Annotated in this window: 14 protein-coding genes; 9 read left to right on the top strand and 5 right to left on the bottom strand. The window is 63.5% G+C overall.

The features are described 5' to 3' along the window. Window positions 1–323 precede the first annotated feature (323 nt). Entirely contained in the window at window positions 324–1,151 is an 828-nt protein-coding gene (locus SB764_RS21350; RefSeq protein ID WP_231957419.1) for a helix-turn-helix domain-containing protein, read from the top strand. 138 nt (window positions 1,152–1,289) lie between these two features. Here the strand turns inward: SB764_RS21350 and SB764_RS21345 are convergent, their stop codons facing one another. Next, on the bottom strand, window positions 1,290–2,267 hold the full coding sequence (locus tag SB764_RS21345; protein WP_082991680.1) for a helix-turn-helix domain-containing protein: 978 nt from the start codon (window positions 2,265–2,267) through the stop codon (window positions 1,290–1,292). Between the two features lie 637 nt (window positions 2,268–2,904). Here SB764_RS21345 and SB764_RS21340 point away from each other — a divergent pair. Further along, on the top strand, window positions 2,905–3,303 hold the full coding sequence (locus SB764_RS21340) for a response regulator (RefSeq protein ID WP_065057868.1): 399 nt from the start codon (window positions 2,905–2,907) through the stop codon (window positions 3,301–3,303). A 181-nt stretch (window positions 3,304–3,484) separates the two neighbouring features. On the opposite strand, the gene SB764_RS21335 is transcribed toward SB764_RS21340, so the two are convergent. Then, window positions 3,485–3,838: a hypothetical protein gene (locus SB764_RS21335; protein ID WP_124263295.1), complete on the bottom strand. Its 354-nt coding sequence runs from the start codon at window positions 3,836–3,838 to the stop codon at window positions 3,485–3,487. 85 nt (window positions 3,839–3,923) lie between these two features. Here SB764_RS21335 and SB764_RS21330 point away from each other — a divergent pair, with 85 nt between their 5' ends. The 7 genes from SB764_RS21330 to SB764_RS21300 all read left to right on the top strand — a co-directional run bounded on the left by SB764_RS21330 (window position 3,924) and on the right by SB764_RS21300 (window position 11,629). Next, on the top strand, window positions 3,924–5,294 hold the full coding sequence (locus SB764_RS21330; RefSeq protein ID WP_124261622.1) for an undecaprenyl-phosphate glucose phosphotransferase: 1,371 nt from the start codon (window positions 3,924–3,926) through the stop codon (window positions 5,292–5,294). A 46-nt stretch (window positions 5,295–5,340) separates the two neighbouring features. Continuing rightward, window positions 5,341–6,282: a dTDP-4-dehydrorhamnose reductase gene (gene rfbD / locus SB764_RS21325; RefSeq protein ID WP_183716467.1), complete on the top strand. Its 942-nt coding sequence runs from the start codon at window positions 5,341–5,343 to the stop codon at window positions 6,280–6,282. A gap of 76 nt (window positions 6,283–6,358) precedes the next feature. Beyond that, window positions 6,359–7,066: an acyltransferase gene (locus SB764_RS21320; protein WP_410864789.1), complete on the top strand. Its 708-nt coding sequence runs from the start codon at window positions 6,359–6,361 to the stop codon at window positions 7,064–7,066. Then, the gene (locus tag SB764_RS21315) at window positions 7,053–7,883 is read left to right on the top strand and encodes a glycosyltransferase family 2 protein (protein ID WP_410864787.1); all 831 of its coding nucleotides are present in this window, start codon (window positions 7,053–7,055) and stop codon (window positions 7,881–7,883) included. Before SB764_RS21320 ends, SB764_RS21315 begins: the two co-directional genes overlap by 14 nt. Next, the gene (locus SB764_RS21310; protein ID WP_146229941.1) at window positions 7,880–9,034 is read left to right on the top strand and encodes a glycosyltransferase; all 1,155 of its coding nucleotides are present in this window, start codon (window positions 7,880–7,882) and stop codon (window positions 9,032–9,034) included. Before SB764_RS21315 ends, SB764_RS21310 begins: the two co-directional genes overlap by 4 nt. Window positions 9,035–9,044: 10 nt before the next feature. Then, entirely contained in the window at window positions 9,045–10,154 is a 1,110-nt protein-coding gene (locus SB764_RS21305; protein ID WP_260183656.1) for a glycosyltransferase family 4 protein, read from the top strand. Continuing rightward, a complete protein-coding gene (locus SB764_RS21300) occupies window positions 10,151–11,629 on the top strand; it encodes a lipopolysaccharide biosynthesis protein (RefSeq protein ID WP_410864785.1) in 1,479 nt (492 codons plus the stop codon). Before SB764_RS21305 ends, SB764_RS21300 begins: the two co-directional genes overlap by 4 nt. 91 nt (window positions 11,630–11,720) lie before the next feature. Here the strand turns inward: SB764_RS21300 and SB764_RS21295 are convergent, their stop codons facing one another. The 3 genes from SB764_RS21295 to SB764_RS21285 form a co-directional block, all read right to left on the bottom strand. Beyond that, window positions 11,721–13,094 (bottom strand): O-antigen ligase family protein, encoded by a 1,374-nt coding sequence (locus SB764_RS21295; RefSeq protein WP_074986526.1) that lies wholly within the window; start codon window positions 13,092–13,094, stop codon window positions 11,721–11,723. 46 nt (window positions 13,095–13,140) lie between these two features. Beyond that, the gene (locus SB764_RS21290) at window positions 13,141–15,357 is read right to left on the bottom strand and encodes a hypothetical protein (RefSeq protein ID WP_410864783.1); all 2,217 of its coding nucleotides are present in this window, start codon (window positions 15,355–15,357) and stop codon (window positions 13,141–13,143) included. 159 nt (window positions 15,358–15,516) lie between these two features. Continuing rightward, complete coding sequence (locus tag SB764_RS21285; RefSeq protein WP_074986523.1) at window positions 15,517–16,773, bottom strand: DUF1972 domain-containing protein; 1,257 nt, start codon at window positions 16,771–16,773, stop codon at window positions 15,517–15,519. Window positions 16,774–16,973: the final 200 nt, after the last annotated feature.

Raw genomic sequence — 16,973 nt, 5'->3', positions numbered from 1 at the left:
TTTTTGCCGAATGCCATTTGCCGCCAACATGTTGGCGATTTCCGCCAGTCGGTGTTTAAACGTGTACCCACATACTGTACGATCAGATCAGTCGATTAAGTCAGCTCGACGCAAGCTGATATGACAATTGATTAGCGGGGTAACCGATGGAGTGTGGGACACGTAGTCAAAGAAATAACGTCGCGGAGTTGCGCGTCTTACCGCATCTGGATGCGGCGAGACGCATTGGCCTGCTCCTTTTTAGTGGCTTTGCGTTGCCCGAAGCGGCAACGGTTCTGGAGATGTTCCAGTCGGCGAATGCGTTATCGCAATCGGAGCCGGCCATGAGCGGCAAGCTCCGCTACGACGTGACCCTGCTGTCCATCGCAGGCGGACGCATCGACAGTTCTTCGTCCGTGTTCGTGTGGACTGAAAGTGTCGAAAACCGCCGCTTCTCGGACGGCTTCCATACGCTCTTCGTTGCGGGCGGCGCCGGTGCGCGTCATGCATTGCGCGACGAGCGGCTGATCCGCTGGCTGCAACGCGAGGGCTCGCGCAGCGAAGCCGTGGTGCCGATCGGCGACGGGCGGCTCTTGCTCGACGCCGCCGGTGTCGAGCGTTCGACGCATGGCTGGGACGCGTTCCTGCGCGGCGCAGGCGAGCCGCATCGTTCGGCCGAAGGCGGGTTTGCGGCGGTCGCGACCGCGCCGGTGCGCAAGGCGCTTGCGCTGATCGAGCAGGATTTCGGCGGCGATTTCGCACGCGAGGCCGTGGGCCGCGTCATGACGCAGCAGCAGACGTCATTTACCGCGACGATACGCGAGAACGTGTCGGGCTTCGTCAGCGAACGCATTCAGGCGTCGGCGAAATGGCTTGAGGCGAATGGCGACCGCCCCATCACGATCGACGACGCGGCGCAGATTGCCGCGATGAGCGAACGCAATTTTCTGCGCCGCTTCAAGATCGAAATGGGCGTGACGCCGTCGGACTATCTGCTCTATGTACGGATCGACATGTGTTGCCGTTTGCTCGTCGACACCGATCTGCCCGTCGACAAGGTTGCGCGGCGATGCGGTCTCGGCAGCGGCGGCTGGCTGGCGAAGCTGTTCCGCAAGCATCTCTCGACCACGCCCACGGAATATCGCACCAACATGCGCCGCACGACCGCGTGAATGCGAATCACGCCGATTACGTTGAACAGATCGATCACGCTCTTTGAATTGCGGGCGTGCGCGTGATGTCTTCACACGCCGCGTGCGCGATTCGCGCGGCGGCACGCAGGATTCAGGTTTCAATCCGGATTTCAGGTTTCAAAGCACGGGCGCGCGCCGATATTCAGCAGGCGTGACGCCGAGCCGACTGCGCAGCAGACGCGCAAGCCGCACGCCATTGCCGATGCCGCAGCGGCGCGCGATGTGCTCGACGGGCAGATCGGTTTGCACAAGCAGTCGACAGATCGCGTCGAAACGCAGCCGCTGCAAAAACGCGTTGGGCGTTTGTCCGGTTTCAATCTTGAAGCGGCGCAGAAAATTGCGTTCGCTCATCGCGGCCGCGTCGGCGGCTTCATGCATCGCCACGGATTCGTTCCAGTGCGCTTCGAGCCAGTGCATCGCGGCTTGAATCTGCTCGCTCGGACCGCGCTTCGCGATAGCGTCGGCGCTCACGGGGAAGGGCGATTCGGTGCGATGCGCGATTTGCCTTTGCACGCGTTGCGCGATGGCCGCGCCCTGGTCGGCTTCGATCAATTGCAGCGCGGCGGCGAAGCGTGTTTCGCTGACGCGGCTCGCGTGGCGCATTGCGTCGTGATGAATCGTGTGCGCGTCCTCGAACGCGGCGGCACGCCGGCTCGGTGCGCGTAGCCATCGCAAACTCCGCGCCGATGCGATCAGCCGCTCGCCGTTCGACTCCGCACGCGTGAACCAGTGCGTGACGCGCCGATCGCGCAACGCGGCAGACAAGCCGGAACCTTCGACGAGAAACAGCGTGTCGAATGGCGACGACGGCACGTGCTCGTCGAATCCCTCGGTCCACACGAAGGCCGACGAGTCGCTGGCGATGCGGCCGCCCGAAGGCGAGAGCAGCGTGACGCGCCACGGCGCGCTTTGCAGGCCGGCGTCCGCGTGCGGTGCGGACATCGTGTTGGCCAGCTGGAACGCTTCCACGAGCCGCGCCATTTCCGGCAAGGAAAATCCATTGAATACGACGACGCCGATGGCTTTACCCGCGCTGCGCGCGGCGAAAGCGACGGCGCTGCCGCCACGGCTCGGCTGATGCGCGGTGAGAGGCACGATGTAGTTTCCCGGGAGAATGAGGCAGCCAGTTTACTGCACGGTCATGCGCAAGGCTGTGCGCGTCCGTCGACGATGCGTGTCTGCTGTCGGGTGCTTGCGCGTGCGTGTCCGCGCGCGATGACGTCGCGTGGAAGCGCGCGAACCGCGCAACGATATAACGCCCATTGCTTTGCGCTATACCGTGCGTCTCAGTGTGAGTGCGGGCTCGTGCGTTGTTGATGGATGCGGGGGCGCGGCCATCGTGCGCCATTCAAGTCGACTGTCGCCTGCGAGGCGAAACGACGCGCAGTGAAAGTTTTCGTAGCGCTCACCACGGACTTTCAAATACCCTGAGCGGGCACGCCCGAAAATGTGCGAATTGCATAAAACCGACCCGCTGATTCGATGACGCGCCGATTGGAATCGGGCTGGATTCATCCTCTGAATTATCGGCAGAGGCAAAGAAAAGTTTAATCATTCTTCGCGATGCCAGGATATCTCCCAGGTATTAACCTTTTCTGACACTTTTTCCGAAAACTTCGCGTAGACTTTTTGGAACGTCACCACGTTGCTCGTCGCGCGGGTTATGCGAACGGTTGAATCCAGTGGTGCCCAAACCCTGGTTAATGGCGTCGTTGCAGGTGCTCCCACTCACATGAAATTTGCCCTTCTGGAACCCGATCTGGCAGAGCTCGACCGCGTCCTCGAAACCTGTGCGTTGTCGGGGCACGTCTGTTTCGCCGCATCGAACGACGAAGCGTTCCGGAGCCTGCTGGCGGAGGTCTCGGTCGACGTCTGCCTGATCGACTGGATCAACCCGGACTGCTGCCGCTACGAGACGTTGTATCAGCTCGCGCAGTCCGAATCGGCCGTGCCCGTAGTGCTGTGCGTGGCCCCGGGCACCTCGCATGACGTGATCGATTCCGGGTTGAAACACGGCGCGAGCACCAGCATCGAAAAGCCGTTTCGCGGCATCGAATCGCTCGGTTCGCTCTACGCCTGGGAAAGCCAGGGCTTTGCGCACGCGTACGTGCCGAGCAACAGAATGATGTGACGTTTCGGTCATTTCGGCCATCTTGGCGTTTCGGTAAAAATCGCCGCGCCGTCATTCTGCTATCCCGCTTGATTGAGTTCGAATTACCGATTTTTTCCGCCTGAATATTCCCTTCGCGATTCCCGCACGAACGTGCGCTGTATTCTCGTCATTCTTCGCGTCATTCTCTCTATTCTGTTTTTCAATCGCTTCTGCCGGTTTTCGCACGGTGGATTCGCATCGGCCATTCCGTACGCGCCAATTTCCTTCTCGATAGCGCCAATTCAATCTGCGCTTCATCGGCCTTCGCATTCGCGTTGATATCGCGCGGCGGCGGATTCGCCGTCTTGTCGCTGCCTGGCTGATTGCGCGCGGCCGCCTGACCCGATCCCGCCAACATGTTGGCCGGATCGGTCAGGCGCGAAGCCGCTGCGGGCCGCCTGTCTATGATGCATTGCAACGAGCGGAGGCTGGCCCGGGTCGCACCGGGCGTCGACAAGGCGATGGCGCCAGCCAAAGCAGCCGAAGCCCGCGATGACGCGATGCGCCAGAACACGGGCGCGCCGCTCGCCATTCAGGCAGGAATGCGAATCGATGGGCTGCGTGCCCTCGCCGCAGACCTCACGCACGGGAGTCGGATAATGCCAGGAATACAAGGACTGCTTGCGCGGCTGCTTGACGCCGCGCTCATCGGGTCGGGCGCGCTGCTGGCTTCGCAGATCCGCTATCAGGACGCTGTCGTCAATCCGATGAACAGCGCGTTCATCGCCTTTGCAATTGCCTTTGCGCTCGCCGCGTTTCCGGTGTTCGGGCTCTACGAATCGTGGCGCGGCCGTTCCTTGCCGGCGCTTGTCGGCAAGACGGCGCTCGCGTGGATCGTGGTGCAGGTCTGCGGTCTCGTGTTGATGTTTACGCTGCATCGTACCGATCTGGTCTCGCGCCTGTGGTTCGTGTATTGGACGGCGATCTCGGGCGGCGCGCTGATTGTTTCGCGTCTCGTCGTGCATGGCGTGATGCGCCGCGTGCGTCATGCGGGCATGAATCTGCGCGATGTGGCGATCGTCGGACACGGCGAGCGCGGCCGCGAACTCGTGCGCAAAGTGCAGACATCGCCCGCAAGCGGCTTTCGCGTGACGGCGATGTTCGATCCCGCCGCGATGGAGCGCCGCGACGCGAATGGCGAGAGCGAATTCGAGCGCTTCGTCGCGCGCGTGCGCGGTAATAAGGTGCGCGAGATCTGGCTGGCGCTGGCGCTTTCGGAGAGTCAGACGATCCAGCATTTCGTGCGCGAATTCCGCAACGAGCTGGTCAATATCCGTTTTATTCCCGACATGCAGAGCGTCGCGCTATTCGACGGCGGTATGACCGATCTGATCGGCGAACCCGCCATCAATTTGATCGCGTCGCCGCTGCCGCCACATGCGATGGTGAAGAAGGACATCTTCGACCGCCTGTTTGCCGCGGCCGCGTTGCTTGCGTTGTCGCCGCTGCTGATCGCGATTGCCGTGGCGGTGAAGCTCTCGTCGCGCGGCCCGGTGTTCTTCCGTCAATACCGCAAGGGCGCTGACGGCCACGCGTTCCGGATCTACAAGTTCCGCTCCATGCGCGTGCATGCCGAACAGCATGGCGTGGTCACGCAGGCGACGCGCGGCGATTCGCGTATCACGCGCGTCGGCGCATTCTTGCGGCGCACGAGTCTCGACGAACTGCCGCAATTCATCAACGTGCTGCGCGGCGAAATGTCGGTGGTGGGTCCGCGTCCGCACGCGCTCGAACACGACGAGTTCTATCAGGACGTCGTGACCGACTATATCCACCGTTATCGCATCAAGCCCGGCATTACCGGCTGGGCGCAGGTGAATGGCTATCGCGGTGAAACCGATCGCATCGAGAAGATGGAAAAGCGCGTGGAGCACGATCTCTATTACCTGCGCAACTGGTCGTTCGCGCTCGACATGCGCATCGTGATGGCGACGGTGGTGAAGGGCCTCGTCAACAGCAACGCGTATTGAATGCATGGCACCGCGACGAATCGAAACCCGATCGGGAGATGAACAGATGAGCAGCAGTATCGGCGTGCAAAACGGGCGCGCGACTCCGCTGATTTTGCTGACCGGCCGTAACGGCCAGGTCGGCCACGAACTGATGCGCTCGCTACAGGGGCTGGGCCGCGTGGTCGCGCCGGAGCGCGTGGGTCTGGATCTCAGCGATCCCGATTCGATCGTGCAGGTCATGCGCGATCTGCGTCCGCAACTGGTAATCAACGCGGCAGCCTATACGGCGGTCGAGCGCGCCGAGACCGAGCGCGAACTCGCGTATCGCATCAACGCCGAAGCGCCGCATGTGATGGCGCTCGAAGCGAAGCGCGCGGGCGCGGTGCTGATCCACTATTCGACCGACTACGTGTTCGACGGCACGAAGACCGCGCCCTATGTCGAGACCGACACCGCGCGTCCGCTGAGCGTCTATGGCTTTTCGAAGCTGGCGGGCGAGCGCGCGATTGCGAACGTCGGCTGCCGCCATCTGATTCTGCGCACGAGCTGGGTCTATGGCATGCGCGGCAAGAACTTCCTGCGCACGATGCTGCGGCTCGCCCAGGAGCGCGATACGTTCGACGTCGTCGCGGATCAGTTCGGCGCGCCGACGTGGAGCGCGACGATTGCCGCGCAGACCGCGCATATCGTCGCGCAAAGCCTCGCGGCGGACGATCGCGGCGCGTGGTGGGATGCGTGCTCGGGCCTTTATCACCTCACGGCGTCCGGCTGCGCCTCGTGGCACGACTTCGCGTCGACCATCGCCGCGATCGCGGGCAGCACGGCGGACGTGCGCCCGATCGACAGCGGCGCATGGCCCACGGCCGCGCAACGCCCCGCGAATTCCGCGCTCGATTGCAGCAAGCTCTGGCGTACTTTCGGTCTGCGCGCGCCCGAATGGGACGCCGCGCTGCGCTGCTGTCTCGACGGCGTGGCGCTGCCCGAAACGCTTGCTGCGGCGACCTGATGGCCCCACGTGACGGATCACTCATGACACACACCGAGACCGGCGCTCGCCGCCGGGCACGCGCATGCTGACGGGCATGGTTAACGCTGCGCTGCGGCGCATTCGCCCCGGAAAAGCGCTGGCGCCCGATATCGGCGGCTTGGACGTGCTGCTGTTTCTCTCCGAGCAGAGCGTGAATCTCGCGCGTGGCACGCTGCTGACGACATTGCGCTGCGCGCGCGCGACGCCGTGCTTCGTGGGACGCGGCGTGCGACTGCGCTTTGGCCGCAAGGTTCGCATCGGCCGTTACGCGACCATCGGCGACGGCGCGATCCTCAGCGGCCTCGGGCGCGACGGATTGCGTATCGGCGCGCGCGCGACGATCGGCGCGTATGTGCGGCTCGTCGTGGGCACCGATATCGCGCGGCCTGGCGCGTACATCGAGATCGGCGACGGTTGCGGTATCGGCGAATTCTCCAGTGTGGGCGGTTCGGGCGGCGTGCGCATCGGGCGCAATACGATCATCGGCCAGCATTTCAGCGCGCATCCGGAGAATCATAATTTCGCCGACCTTGCGCGGCCGATCCGCGAGCAGGGCACCACGCGCAAGCCGATTGCGATTGGCGAGGATTGCTGGATCGGCGCGCGCGTGACAGTGCTGGGCGGCGTGACGATCGGGCGGGGCTGCGTGATCGCGGCGGGCGCCGTGGTGACGCGCGACGTGCCGCCGTATTCGATCGTGGCGGGCGTGCCCGCGCGCGTCGTGGGCAGCCGGCTGGAGAGCGAGCATCATGCAGGCGATTGATATGATCGTCGTGCTGTATCGATGCCATCCTCAGGATGCCGAAACATTGATGACGCTGAGTCAGATCGATTTCGCCGCCCTCGGCATCGACGCCGAAGTGCACATCTGGGACAACGCGCGCGAGCAGCCTGCGCCGCCGCCCGCCGATTTTCTACGCATGCCGTGGCGTTACTGTTCGTCGGCGGCGAACGAGCCATTGTCGAAGGTCTATAACACGCTCGTGCGTGCGAGCAGCCGTCCTTACGTGGCGATCTTCGATCAGGACTCTCGCGTGGATGCGCGCTTCTTTCGCGAACTGATCGAGGCGATCGAAACACGCGAGGCCGATGTGTACGCGCCGCGCATCATGCACGGCGACAAGACCATCAGCCCCGGTTGCCTCAAGTGGATCAAGGGTGCGTCGCTACCCGGCGTAACGGGCAAGGCGATGCTGCCGCGCAACTTCACCGCGATGATGAGCGGCATGTGCATGAGCCGCGCCTTGCTCGCGCGCCTCGGTCCGCGCCCGTTCGACGAACGTCTGCGCCTTTATGGCGTGGATACGCGCTTTTGCCGCGATCTCTCGCGGCTCGGCGCGCGCGCGTGGATCACCGGCGCACAACTCGGTCACGATTCCGCGCTGCGCAGCACGACCGATCCCGCCGCGATCCTGCAACGGCAGATCTGGCTGTGGCAATCGTGGCTGCGCGTGTTCGATCGCAATCCGCTGGAAATGCTGGCGATTCGTGGCTATGTGTTGTGGAAGGCGTGGCGCGTTGCGAGCGCCGTGCGAGCACGTAGCCGATTCTTCCACGTCGTTGCCGAGGTGTTTCGTTGAGCAAGCCGCTAACCATCGTCATGGTGCATCAGGGTGCGGAACTGTATGGTTCCGACCGGAGTTTTCTTTCGGCGCTGGCCGCGTTGCGCGAGCGCCATCCGGACGCGTTGATTGATGTGGTGCTGCCCGAGCCTGGGCCGCTTGTCGACCTGGTGGCGCGATATGCGAGCCGGATTCAGTACGACGAGAATGGGGTGTTGCGCAAGAAGAAGCTTAAGGCGCGGCCGCTCGGCACGCTTGCGAGCATGGCGTCGTCGTGGCGGCGCTACGTGCGCGCGTTCCGGCAATATGACATCTGCTACGTAAATACCGTGGTGTGCGTGGCCGCGATCGCGGCGTTGCGCACGCGCCGCGCGGGTACCTACGTGCATGTTCGGGAGATACCGTCGCGGCTCGCGCTGAGTGTGTTTCGCGCATTGTTGCGCTTCTCGCGCGCCGCGCTCGTCTATAACTCGCACGCGACGGCGGCCGCGTTCGCGCTGCCGGGCAAGGTGATTCACAACGGCGTCGACGTCGAGGGCAGCGTTGCGCCCGTGAGGCCGCGAGAGGGACGCGTACTGCGCCTCGCGATCATCGGCCGCGTCAATCCCTGGAAGGGTCAGCAGTTCGTGGTCGATGCGCTGCGCACGCTCGGACACGCGCTGCCGCTGGAATTGCGCATCGTCGGAGATGTCTTTCCGGGTTATGAGGCCGTGCTCGACACCTTGCGCGAAACGGCGGCGAGCTGCGCGCAGCGCGTGGAGATTCATGGCTTCACCGACGACCCTTCCGTGCATTACGCGTGGGCCGACTACGCGCTCGTGCCGTCGGTGTTGCCCGAGCCGTTCGGGCGCGTTGCGATCGAAAGCTTCGCCTGTGGACGGCCGGTCATCGCGGCGGCGACGGGCGGTCTCAAGGAGATCGTGACGGACGGCACGACCGGCTTCCTGTTCGAAGCCAGCGACGCCGACGATTTCATCCGCGCCGTTCAACGCGCCGTGGCGTTGAGCGATACCGACTACGCGCGCCTCGCCGCCGCCGCGCGTGAGCGCTACGTGGGCGCGTTCACGGTCGACACCTATATGCGCGCGATCGCCGATACCGTGTGCGCGTCGGCTCGTCCGGCGAGCGCCGCGCGCGATGCCACTGCGCTTCCGCAAGAAAGCCGCTGATCCCAACCGCATGAAAATCACCTTTGTTTTGCCGCGTCTCACGCCCCGGCCCACGGGCGGCGGAAAGATCGTCTACCAATACGCGAATGCGCTCGCCGAAGCGGGACACGAAGTCGAAGTACTGCATCCGCGTACGCTGTTTCTCTGGCGTTTCCGGCCCACGACGCGCACGAAGCTGCGCTCGCTGGCCGCCGATTGCGCGAAGCTCGCAGGCGTGGGCCAAGGGCGCGAACCGGCAACGGTGCCGTGGATGAAGATGCACGCCGATGTGAAGATCAGCGTGGTGCCCGCGCTTTACTCGCGCTACATGCCTGACGCTGACGTAGTGGTGGCGTCGCTGTGGCGGACCGCAGAGTACGTCGAACGGCTTCCCGCGAGCAAGGGTGAGCAATTCTATTTTATTCAGCATTACGAAACATGGTCGGGTCCGGAGCAACGCGTGAATCGGACGCTGCGTTCATCGCTGCGCAAGATCGTGATATCGGGTTGGCTTGGCGATCTGGTGCATGAGTTGTCGGGCGAAGCCGCGTGGCAGGTGCCGAATCCCGTCGATCACGATGAGTTCTTCGTGACCGCGCCGCTCGACGCGCGCACGCGCACCGTGAGCATGCTGTATTCGCCCCACACATGGAAGGGCGCGGCGGAGGGCGTGGCGGCGCTGGTGCAGGCGAAAGCCGTTTTCCCCGATTTACGCGCGAGGGTGTTCGGCACGTCGGCGCGTCCGGCGTTGCTGCCTGACTGGATCGACTATGTGCAGGATGCGCCGCGCCACGTGTTGCGCGAGTCGATTTACAACGCCTCGTCGATCTATCTGTGCCCGAGCTGGAGCGAAGGTTGGGGACTGCCCGCACTCGAAGCGATGGCGTGCGGCTGCGCGGTGGTCACGGCGGACAACGGCGGCACGCGCGACTTCGTGGTGGATGGCGAGAACGGCTTCGTCGTGCCGCCGAAAGCGGCGCAACCGCTGGGCGATGCGCTGGTCGCGCTGCTCGGCGACGACGCGCGGCGCGCGGCGTTCGCGGCGCGTTCGATCGGGCTCGCGAAGCAATTTACGCTGGAAGCGTCGGTGCACAAGCTGCTCGACGCGCTCGCGCAGCGCCGACCGGTGGACGCGTCATGAATACACGCTTGCGCAAGATCTGGTCGACTTATGTGCCTTACGCGCTCGGCATCGGCAGCAACGCGGGACTCAACATCGTCCTCATCTCTTTGCTGACTCACCGCCTTGCGCCATCGATTTACGGCGGCTATACCGTTGCGATCACCGTGATCGTGCTGGCCAGTTCGGTTGCAGGACAATGGTTGCAGCAGGCCACGGGCCGCTATCTGGCCGGGTCGGGCGCGCGCGCGGCGAGTTATGCGAAAGCGGCGGTGCTGATCGGCGCTAGCGCGATACTCGGCGTGCTTGCCGTCCTCTATTTGCTGGCGCGCATTGCGGTCCTGGTCGATCCGCACGACGGCGCGCTCTGGCCGGTCTGCGTGCTCGCGATCGCGGCGCAGACGCTGTTTACGCTGGTGGGCACGGCTCTGCAATCGGAGCAGCGTGCGTGGCCGTATGCAATTCAACAGGCGAGTGCGGGCGGGTTGAAGATCGCATTGTCGCTGCTCGTGTGCGAGCTGTGGCAGGGCGACGTGAGCGGCTTGTTACTCGCCGTAACGTCAGCCCAGGCGCTGGGCGCGATGTTTGGCGCGTGGCGTGCGGGGCTATTCGCGCGTTCGGTGCGCGACAAGCTGTTTTCCCGGCGCGCGCGTACGGTATTTCATAAGTTGCGCATTTACGGCGGCGCGATGACGCTCTGGTTCATCTTCATGAATCTCGCGATGTATTGCGATCGCCTCCTCGTGCGCGCGCTGTCCGGTGCGGAAATGGCGGGCCTGTATGGCGCGGCGTCGACGCTCGTGGTGGGGTCGGTGAATCTCGTGATGGCGCCGATTCTCGCGGCGACCTGGCCGCAATTGATGGCGGCGTGGAATTCGCGCAACGAACAGGCGGCGGCGCGCCAGCTTGGCGATCTGATTACGTGGCTGCTGTGCGCGGGCGCGGTGCTCGTGGCGCTCGTGTATGCCGTGGCCGAACCGGCGACGCGGCTTTTCCTCGGTGACCGGTTTGGCGCGGCGGCGACGCTGTTGCCGCTGCTGGTGGCGTCGTCGTTCAGTTTCTCGCTGGGGCCGTTCTTTCACAAGCCATTGGAATTCAAGGAACGCAAGGCGACGATGTGCATCGCGGCGGCACTGGTGCTGGCGTTGAATGCGCTGCTGAGCTGGCTGCTTACGCCGCGCTTTGGTGGCGTGGGCGCGGGCTGCGCGGCGTTGGCGGCGGGGGCGTCGTATTGCTTTGGGTGTTCGGTGGTGGGGCGCAAGATTGTGCGGTGGAAGCTGCGCGTCGATGTGCTTGGCGTGACGGTCCTCGTTGCGGTGCTGATCGCAGGCGCGACGCGTCACTTTGCGTGGCTTTGGCGCGATAGCGGCAAGCTCTGCGCATTCCTCGCGGCAAGCTGCGTGTTTGCGGCGTTATGCGCAGTTGCGCTGGGTTTGCTGATTTTCGCGCGCGCGCTTCAGCGCAAACTGGACAGCGGGGCGCTCGAAGGACGCTGATTACGCGCGCAATTGCGCACAACGTTGCATTCCCGACCGGCGCGCCTCATAGCAAGAGGTACGCCGGTCATTTTCATTTCTGCTGCAGGCGTTAACCCAGCGGTTGAGCGCGTTCTGCGGATATCGCGTCATGCGCGATGCGCTCCTGTGCGTGATAACGGCCGGGAGCGGACACGCGGCGTCCCTCTGCGATGAACATCAGCACGACAATCGCGAGAAAGAACTGCATCGTTTCCAGGACGCCGGTCGAGATCACGAAGACGATATAACCCGCCGTCATACCCACCACGACTGCGCGTCCCGACTGATTCGGCAGCTTGCGGGCTTGCGCGAAGATCCTGGTGAACAGGGCCACGAAAGCGAACAGCCCGAAAGCGCCCATATCGATGGCCCACTGGAAGATCGCACTCTCTGCGCCATAGAAGTCGGGGTAGGCGCCCGAGCTGAGAATCGAGCGTGTCTTCGATACGCCGCCGCCGAACCACGGCGCGTCGGTAAAGAAATTCCAGGCGATGAGCGCCTGGCCGAGACGCATATCGAGCGAACTGCCAGACTGGCTGGCGGCGCTATTCGCGCTGAATACCGAAAGGGCGAAGTCCATCACTTTCTCGATGTATTGCAGACCAATTACGCTGGCGATCGCACAAACGGCGACGCCCACCTGCACCACGACAATCTTGTGCCGCGTGCGCGCGAGGCAGACGAAGGCGAGCGTCGAAAACAGCGCGAATACGAGTGGCGTTCGCGAACCCGTGGCGAAGATGCCGACAAACAGAACGAGCTGACCCAACACGTACCAGAGCAGTCGCGAGGCGGAGCGATTCGCGCGCAGCAGGAAAATGCCGATCAGGAAAGTCATGGCCTGAAATGCGCCATATGTGATGGCGTTCGACATCATGCCCACCGCACGCGCGCCGCGCACCGAGCCGCTATAGTCCGCAGCGAGCACCCGGCCCGTGGGCGTCGTCATTTTCATGTAGTCGAGAAACGGGTTGAAGTGCGTCGCGAACGCCACCGTGCCGTAAATCGACGCGACGATACCGGCGATATAGATGTATCGCAGCGCGCGTTCCGCATCGCGCGACGATTGGCAGAAATTCCAGATCAGAAAGCACGGGAAGAACAATTCGGAAAACAACATGAATGTCGTGACCGCGTCGGACGCCCAGGTATCTGGATTCGAAACCAGCGAAGCCAGAAACGAGAGACCGAGAATGGTGAACGCGGAAGCCAGCGGAAAATGTGTCTGCTTGATCCTGAATCCCGCCGCCATCACGTAAAGCACGAACGACAGCATCATGAACAGGACAATCGCACGATTCAACGACAAATAGGGTAATGCGGCGACGTCGATCAGCCCGAATCCTTTTGGCGTGAAGAAGCACAGAATGGGAAATAGCAGCGCCATTTTTCTCTGGCGCAACATCGCGAGCGACAGGCACCAGAGAGCGAGAAGATAGTTCATGGGCAAATGGAATGCGTGGGTGAATGAGTGAGGCGCGCGATGCGATTCAATCCGAAGCCGCGATTTCGAACCACGGCGCGGGCGTTTGTCCGGAGACTTGCAAATCGATGTCGAAGCCCGTTGCGGTCTTTCTGATGAAACGCGCCGCGATCTCGCTTCGGCGCTGGCCGCTTGCATCGAGCGCGAATACGCGCAGCGACTTTGCGTCGGACGAAAACGAGAAGGTACAAGCAATACGCTCCATCCAGACCGGCGCTTCGATCGCGCGCAGATTGACGGTTGCCTGCGTGGCCGGATCGGCCATGCGCCATCGCGGCGACGTGATAGCGAGCGGGTTCTTGAACGCCTCGCGCAAGGGCGGTGAAGTTGGTGTCAGGTCGAGCGGCGCGGGGCCATGCGCGGAAGCGGCGGATCCCACCGCGTAGCCCGGTAAGGTGAGCAGCATCGAATGCGAGTGTTCGATCGTGCGGCCGTCGCGCGCGGAGAGCACGAGTGAGACGAAGCCGCGCGCGCTGCGATCGAGCTCGAGCTGAAAGCGTCCGCCGTTGCCGAGGCGGTACGCGCGGCCCGGTTCGAGATAACCCGTGACGCCTTCTATGGCGGGTGCGTCGATCACGGTCATGCGCGCTTTCATGTCGAATTGCGCGTCGGGTTGTGTCGTCGCGTTCACGGTGGGGTTGGTACTGCCCGTCTGCGCGGCGGGCAGCGGCGCGCCGATCGCAGAAAACCCTACGCGCGCGGTGAAGGGCGCGGACGCCTTCGTCACGCCGCGCTGTTCGAGCAATGCGGCGATACCGTCCATGGTTCGTTTCGTCACCGCATCGAGCATCACGCTGTTGTCGAAACGATAGGGCGTGACCGCATTGAGCGGGGCGATAGCGCGGGTCCTGAACGCCCACGCCGCCTGTCCGAACTGGACGAGCTTCGTCGCGTCGCCGGCCAGGCTGAATTCCAGTGGCGCCTTGGTGTCGTAGCCCTCGCGCGTTTGCGCATAGTCGTGAAAAGTCAGGCCGCTCCAGTCCTGCAGGCTCGCGAATGCAACGGTTTCCGGCAAGATTTCCGACGCCTGCCGGTTCGGCCAGGGCTGATTGAATTCGGTGATCAGAAATGGTTTGTCCAGCGACCGGTAAAACGCTGCGCCAAGCAAAGGAATCAAACCGGTGCCAATATTCGAGCGGTCGGTGATCTGCCAGTTGTTCCACCGCCACATGCCGCCCGGAAACGTATACTGATCGACATAAAAGTGAGCGTCGACGACGTCCATACTGGCGAGCGAGCGGAAGTTCGCGATGGTGCCGAAATTCATCTGCGTGCCGATCACGAGCACGTGGTCGTTCGCCTGCCGGATCGCGTGTGAGACGGTGTCGAGATACTGGCGGTCTTTGCCGACGAGAAAATCGAGGTAAGCCGCCGCGCGCGTGGAATCGCGCGTCTCTAGCGGTACGATGCCGTTGTCTTCATTGCTGCCGTTCGGCGCGATCCGGTGCGCGGCGCAGTAAGCGAGCCATTGCGCCCGCAGGGTGTCGCGCAGCGGGCCGGTCACGAGACGCGCGAGCGTGCCGTCCATCCAGTGATAGACGAGCGAACTCTCGTTGTTGATTTCGACCACGGCGAGAGACGGCTCGCCCGCGCCGCGTAGCGCTTCGAGTAGTCGTTGCGCATAGAGCGCTTGAAGACGGATCGCGGTTTCGTCGATCATCTGCAGCGGCTTTGACTGCGTCGGCCACGCGCGGCCGTCGGGCAACGCCTGGGTATGGTCGATGTCCGGCCGAAACGTGTACGCGACGTGCAGATTGAGATCGGTATAGATGCCGTTCGAGCGCAGCTGTTCGAGAAATGCGCGCAGACGGGTGAGCGCTTCGTCGTTCAGCGTCGGGAACGGGCCGGCAGTGAGCAATCCCGTTGGCCCGCCGGCGTTCGACGAAGCAATTGAATCGAGCCCGTGCAGTCTCACGAAATTCACGCCCAGTGCGCGTAAGCGCTGCGCGAGTTGCGCGCCCTCGGCGGCGTTGGGCAGCGCGGCGCCGAACAACAGGTTCACGCCGAACAAACGCACGAGATGTTTCGTGCCGATCGTGCAGAGCGTGTTACCGCAGGTCGTGAGGCGATCGGCGGCCTCGAGCGGCGCATTGAGCGCGCTGAAATCGGCAATCGAGTGCGGTGCGATCTTCGGAATGTCGAAGCGATAAAACGACGCTGCTGCCGCGACAGGCGTACAGGCAAAGACCAGTGCGCCCGTCAACGCGAGGACGGCGGCGAACACGCTCGCGCGTTGCGCGCGCGAACGTGGGGAGGCAGGGCTTGAAGATGACATGGGGAACGTCGCTCAGTCTGGCGTTCTCGCGTGCGAGGCGTGAAGCCCTGCACGCACGGGTGGGCAAGCAGGGCGCGCCCGGGCGGGCGCAGCCACGTGTGGCGACCTTCAGTCGATCTGGCTGCCCGCGCGTTCGCCGCTCATCGCCGTCGCGATGTCGGCTTGCTTACGCTCGGTGCGCACGCCGAGATCGAGTGCGGCAGCGGGGCGCGTGGCGGCGCGCGGTGCGTGCGCAGCGGGCGCGTATCCGGTCTCGGTGCGCCCATGCCGATCCAGCAACGCCTCATACTGCGCGAGCACGTTATCCCAGCGGAATGTGCTTCTAAACCGCTGCGCGCTCGCAATACCCATGGCTGTCGCCGTCGCCGGATCGCCGATCAGCGCGGAGATGTGCATATCGCAATCGGCCTCGGTCGCGAAGAAGCGCGCCTCCGGTCCCGCGACCCAGCGGTTGAATACATTGTCGTGCGCGATCACCGCGCTGCCCGCGCCCATCGCTTCGACGAGCGACGGGTTCGTTCCGCCAACGCGATGTCCGTGCACATAAAAATTCGCGTGATAACGCAGCGAGCGCACGACCTGCTGATCGTAAATCGCGCCCGGGAAAAACACTTCCTCGCTGGCCGCATCGAGCACCGCGCGATGATAAGGATGATCGCGATGATACGTGCCGAGCACAACTAGCCGCGCGCCGCGCGGCCGCCGCGAAAACGCCGTCACGATTTCGAGCACCGAATTCTCCGGCTCGGGCCGCGCGATTACGAGACCGTAACGCACTTCGTCGAGACCGAGCGCGCGAATCGGCATCGTGCTCACGACATCCACGGCGTCGGCGCCATACGGAATCGTCGTGATCTTTTTGCGCTTTACGCGCGTGGCCAGATGCGCCGCAATCGCAGGATGATCGGCGATCAGATGATTGCCGGTCCAGCATCCCACGCGCTCGTTGAGCCACAGCCAGACGCGCTCGTGAAATTTCCACTTCTCGCGACGCCATTCGAGGCCATCCATGTTGATGATGTTCGTGATGCCGTGCCAGCGCAGATACGTGCAGAACAGCGCCGTGTTGTAGCCGAGCGTGAGCACGAGCGCGGGGTCGCGCGTGGTGACGTCGCGAATCGATTTCCAGTCGAATTCCATCGTGCCCAGCGCGCCCGCGCGCGTGACCGGCACGATTATGCGGCGCACGCCTTGCCAGCTGTCCTCGCTGATTTCGCTGCCGGGCGTGTCGCTCTGGCAGTAGACCGTTACTTCCCAGCCGCGTTGCGTGAGGTAGAGCGCGAGGCGTTCGGCGAACGTCTCGAAGCCGCCGTGGCGCGCGGGAATGCCGCGCGTGCCGAGGATGAAGAGCTGTCTGACTGCCATGTGATCGAATCCCGTCGTTGGTCCATGTTGTGATGCTGCGGCGGACAAGCGCCGCCATGCCGATAGCGTATGCCATCGGGTATGGCGGATTCGGCCACCGTATTCATCGATTCGGACAAAGTCGATGCGGCACGCGTGCATGCGGAAATTGCACGTTCGATCCGCGATGGGCGGCGACAAACGTGTGCATTCTTTCAATG

Origin of the sequence: Paraburkholderia sp. SIMBA_027, assembly GCF_046535315.1 — a bacterium.
In the GTDB taxonomy this organism is placed as follows: domain Bacteria; phylum Pseudomonadota; class Gammaproteobacteria; order Burkholderiales; family Burkholderiaceae; genus Paraburkholderia; species Paraburkholderia tropica.
This window is presented reverse-complemented; position numbering and strand designations above follow the sequence as displayed.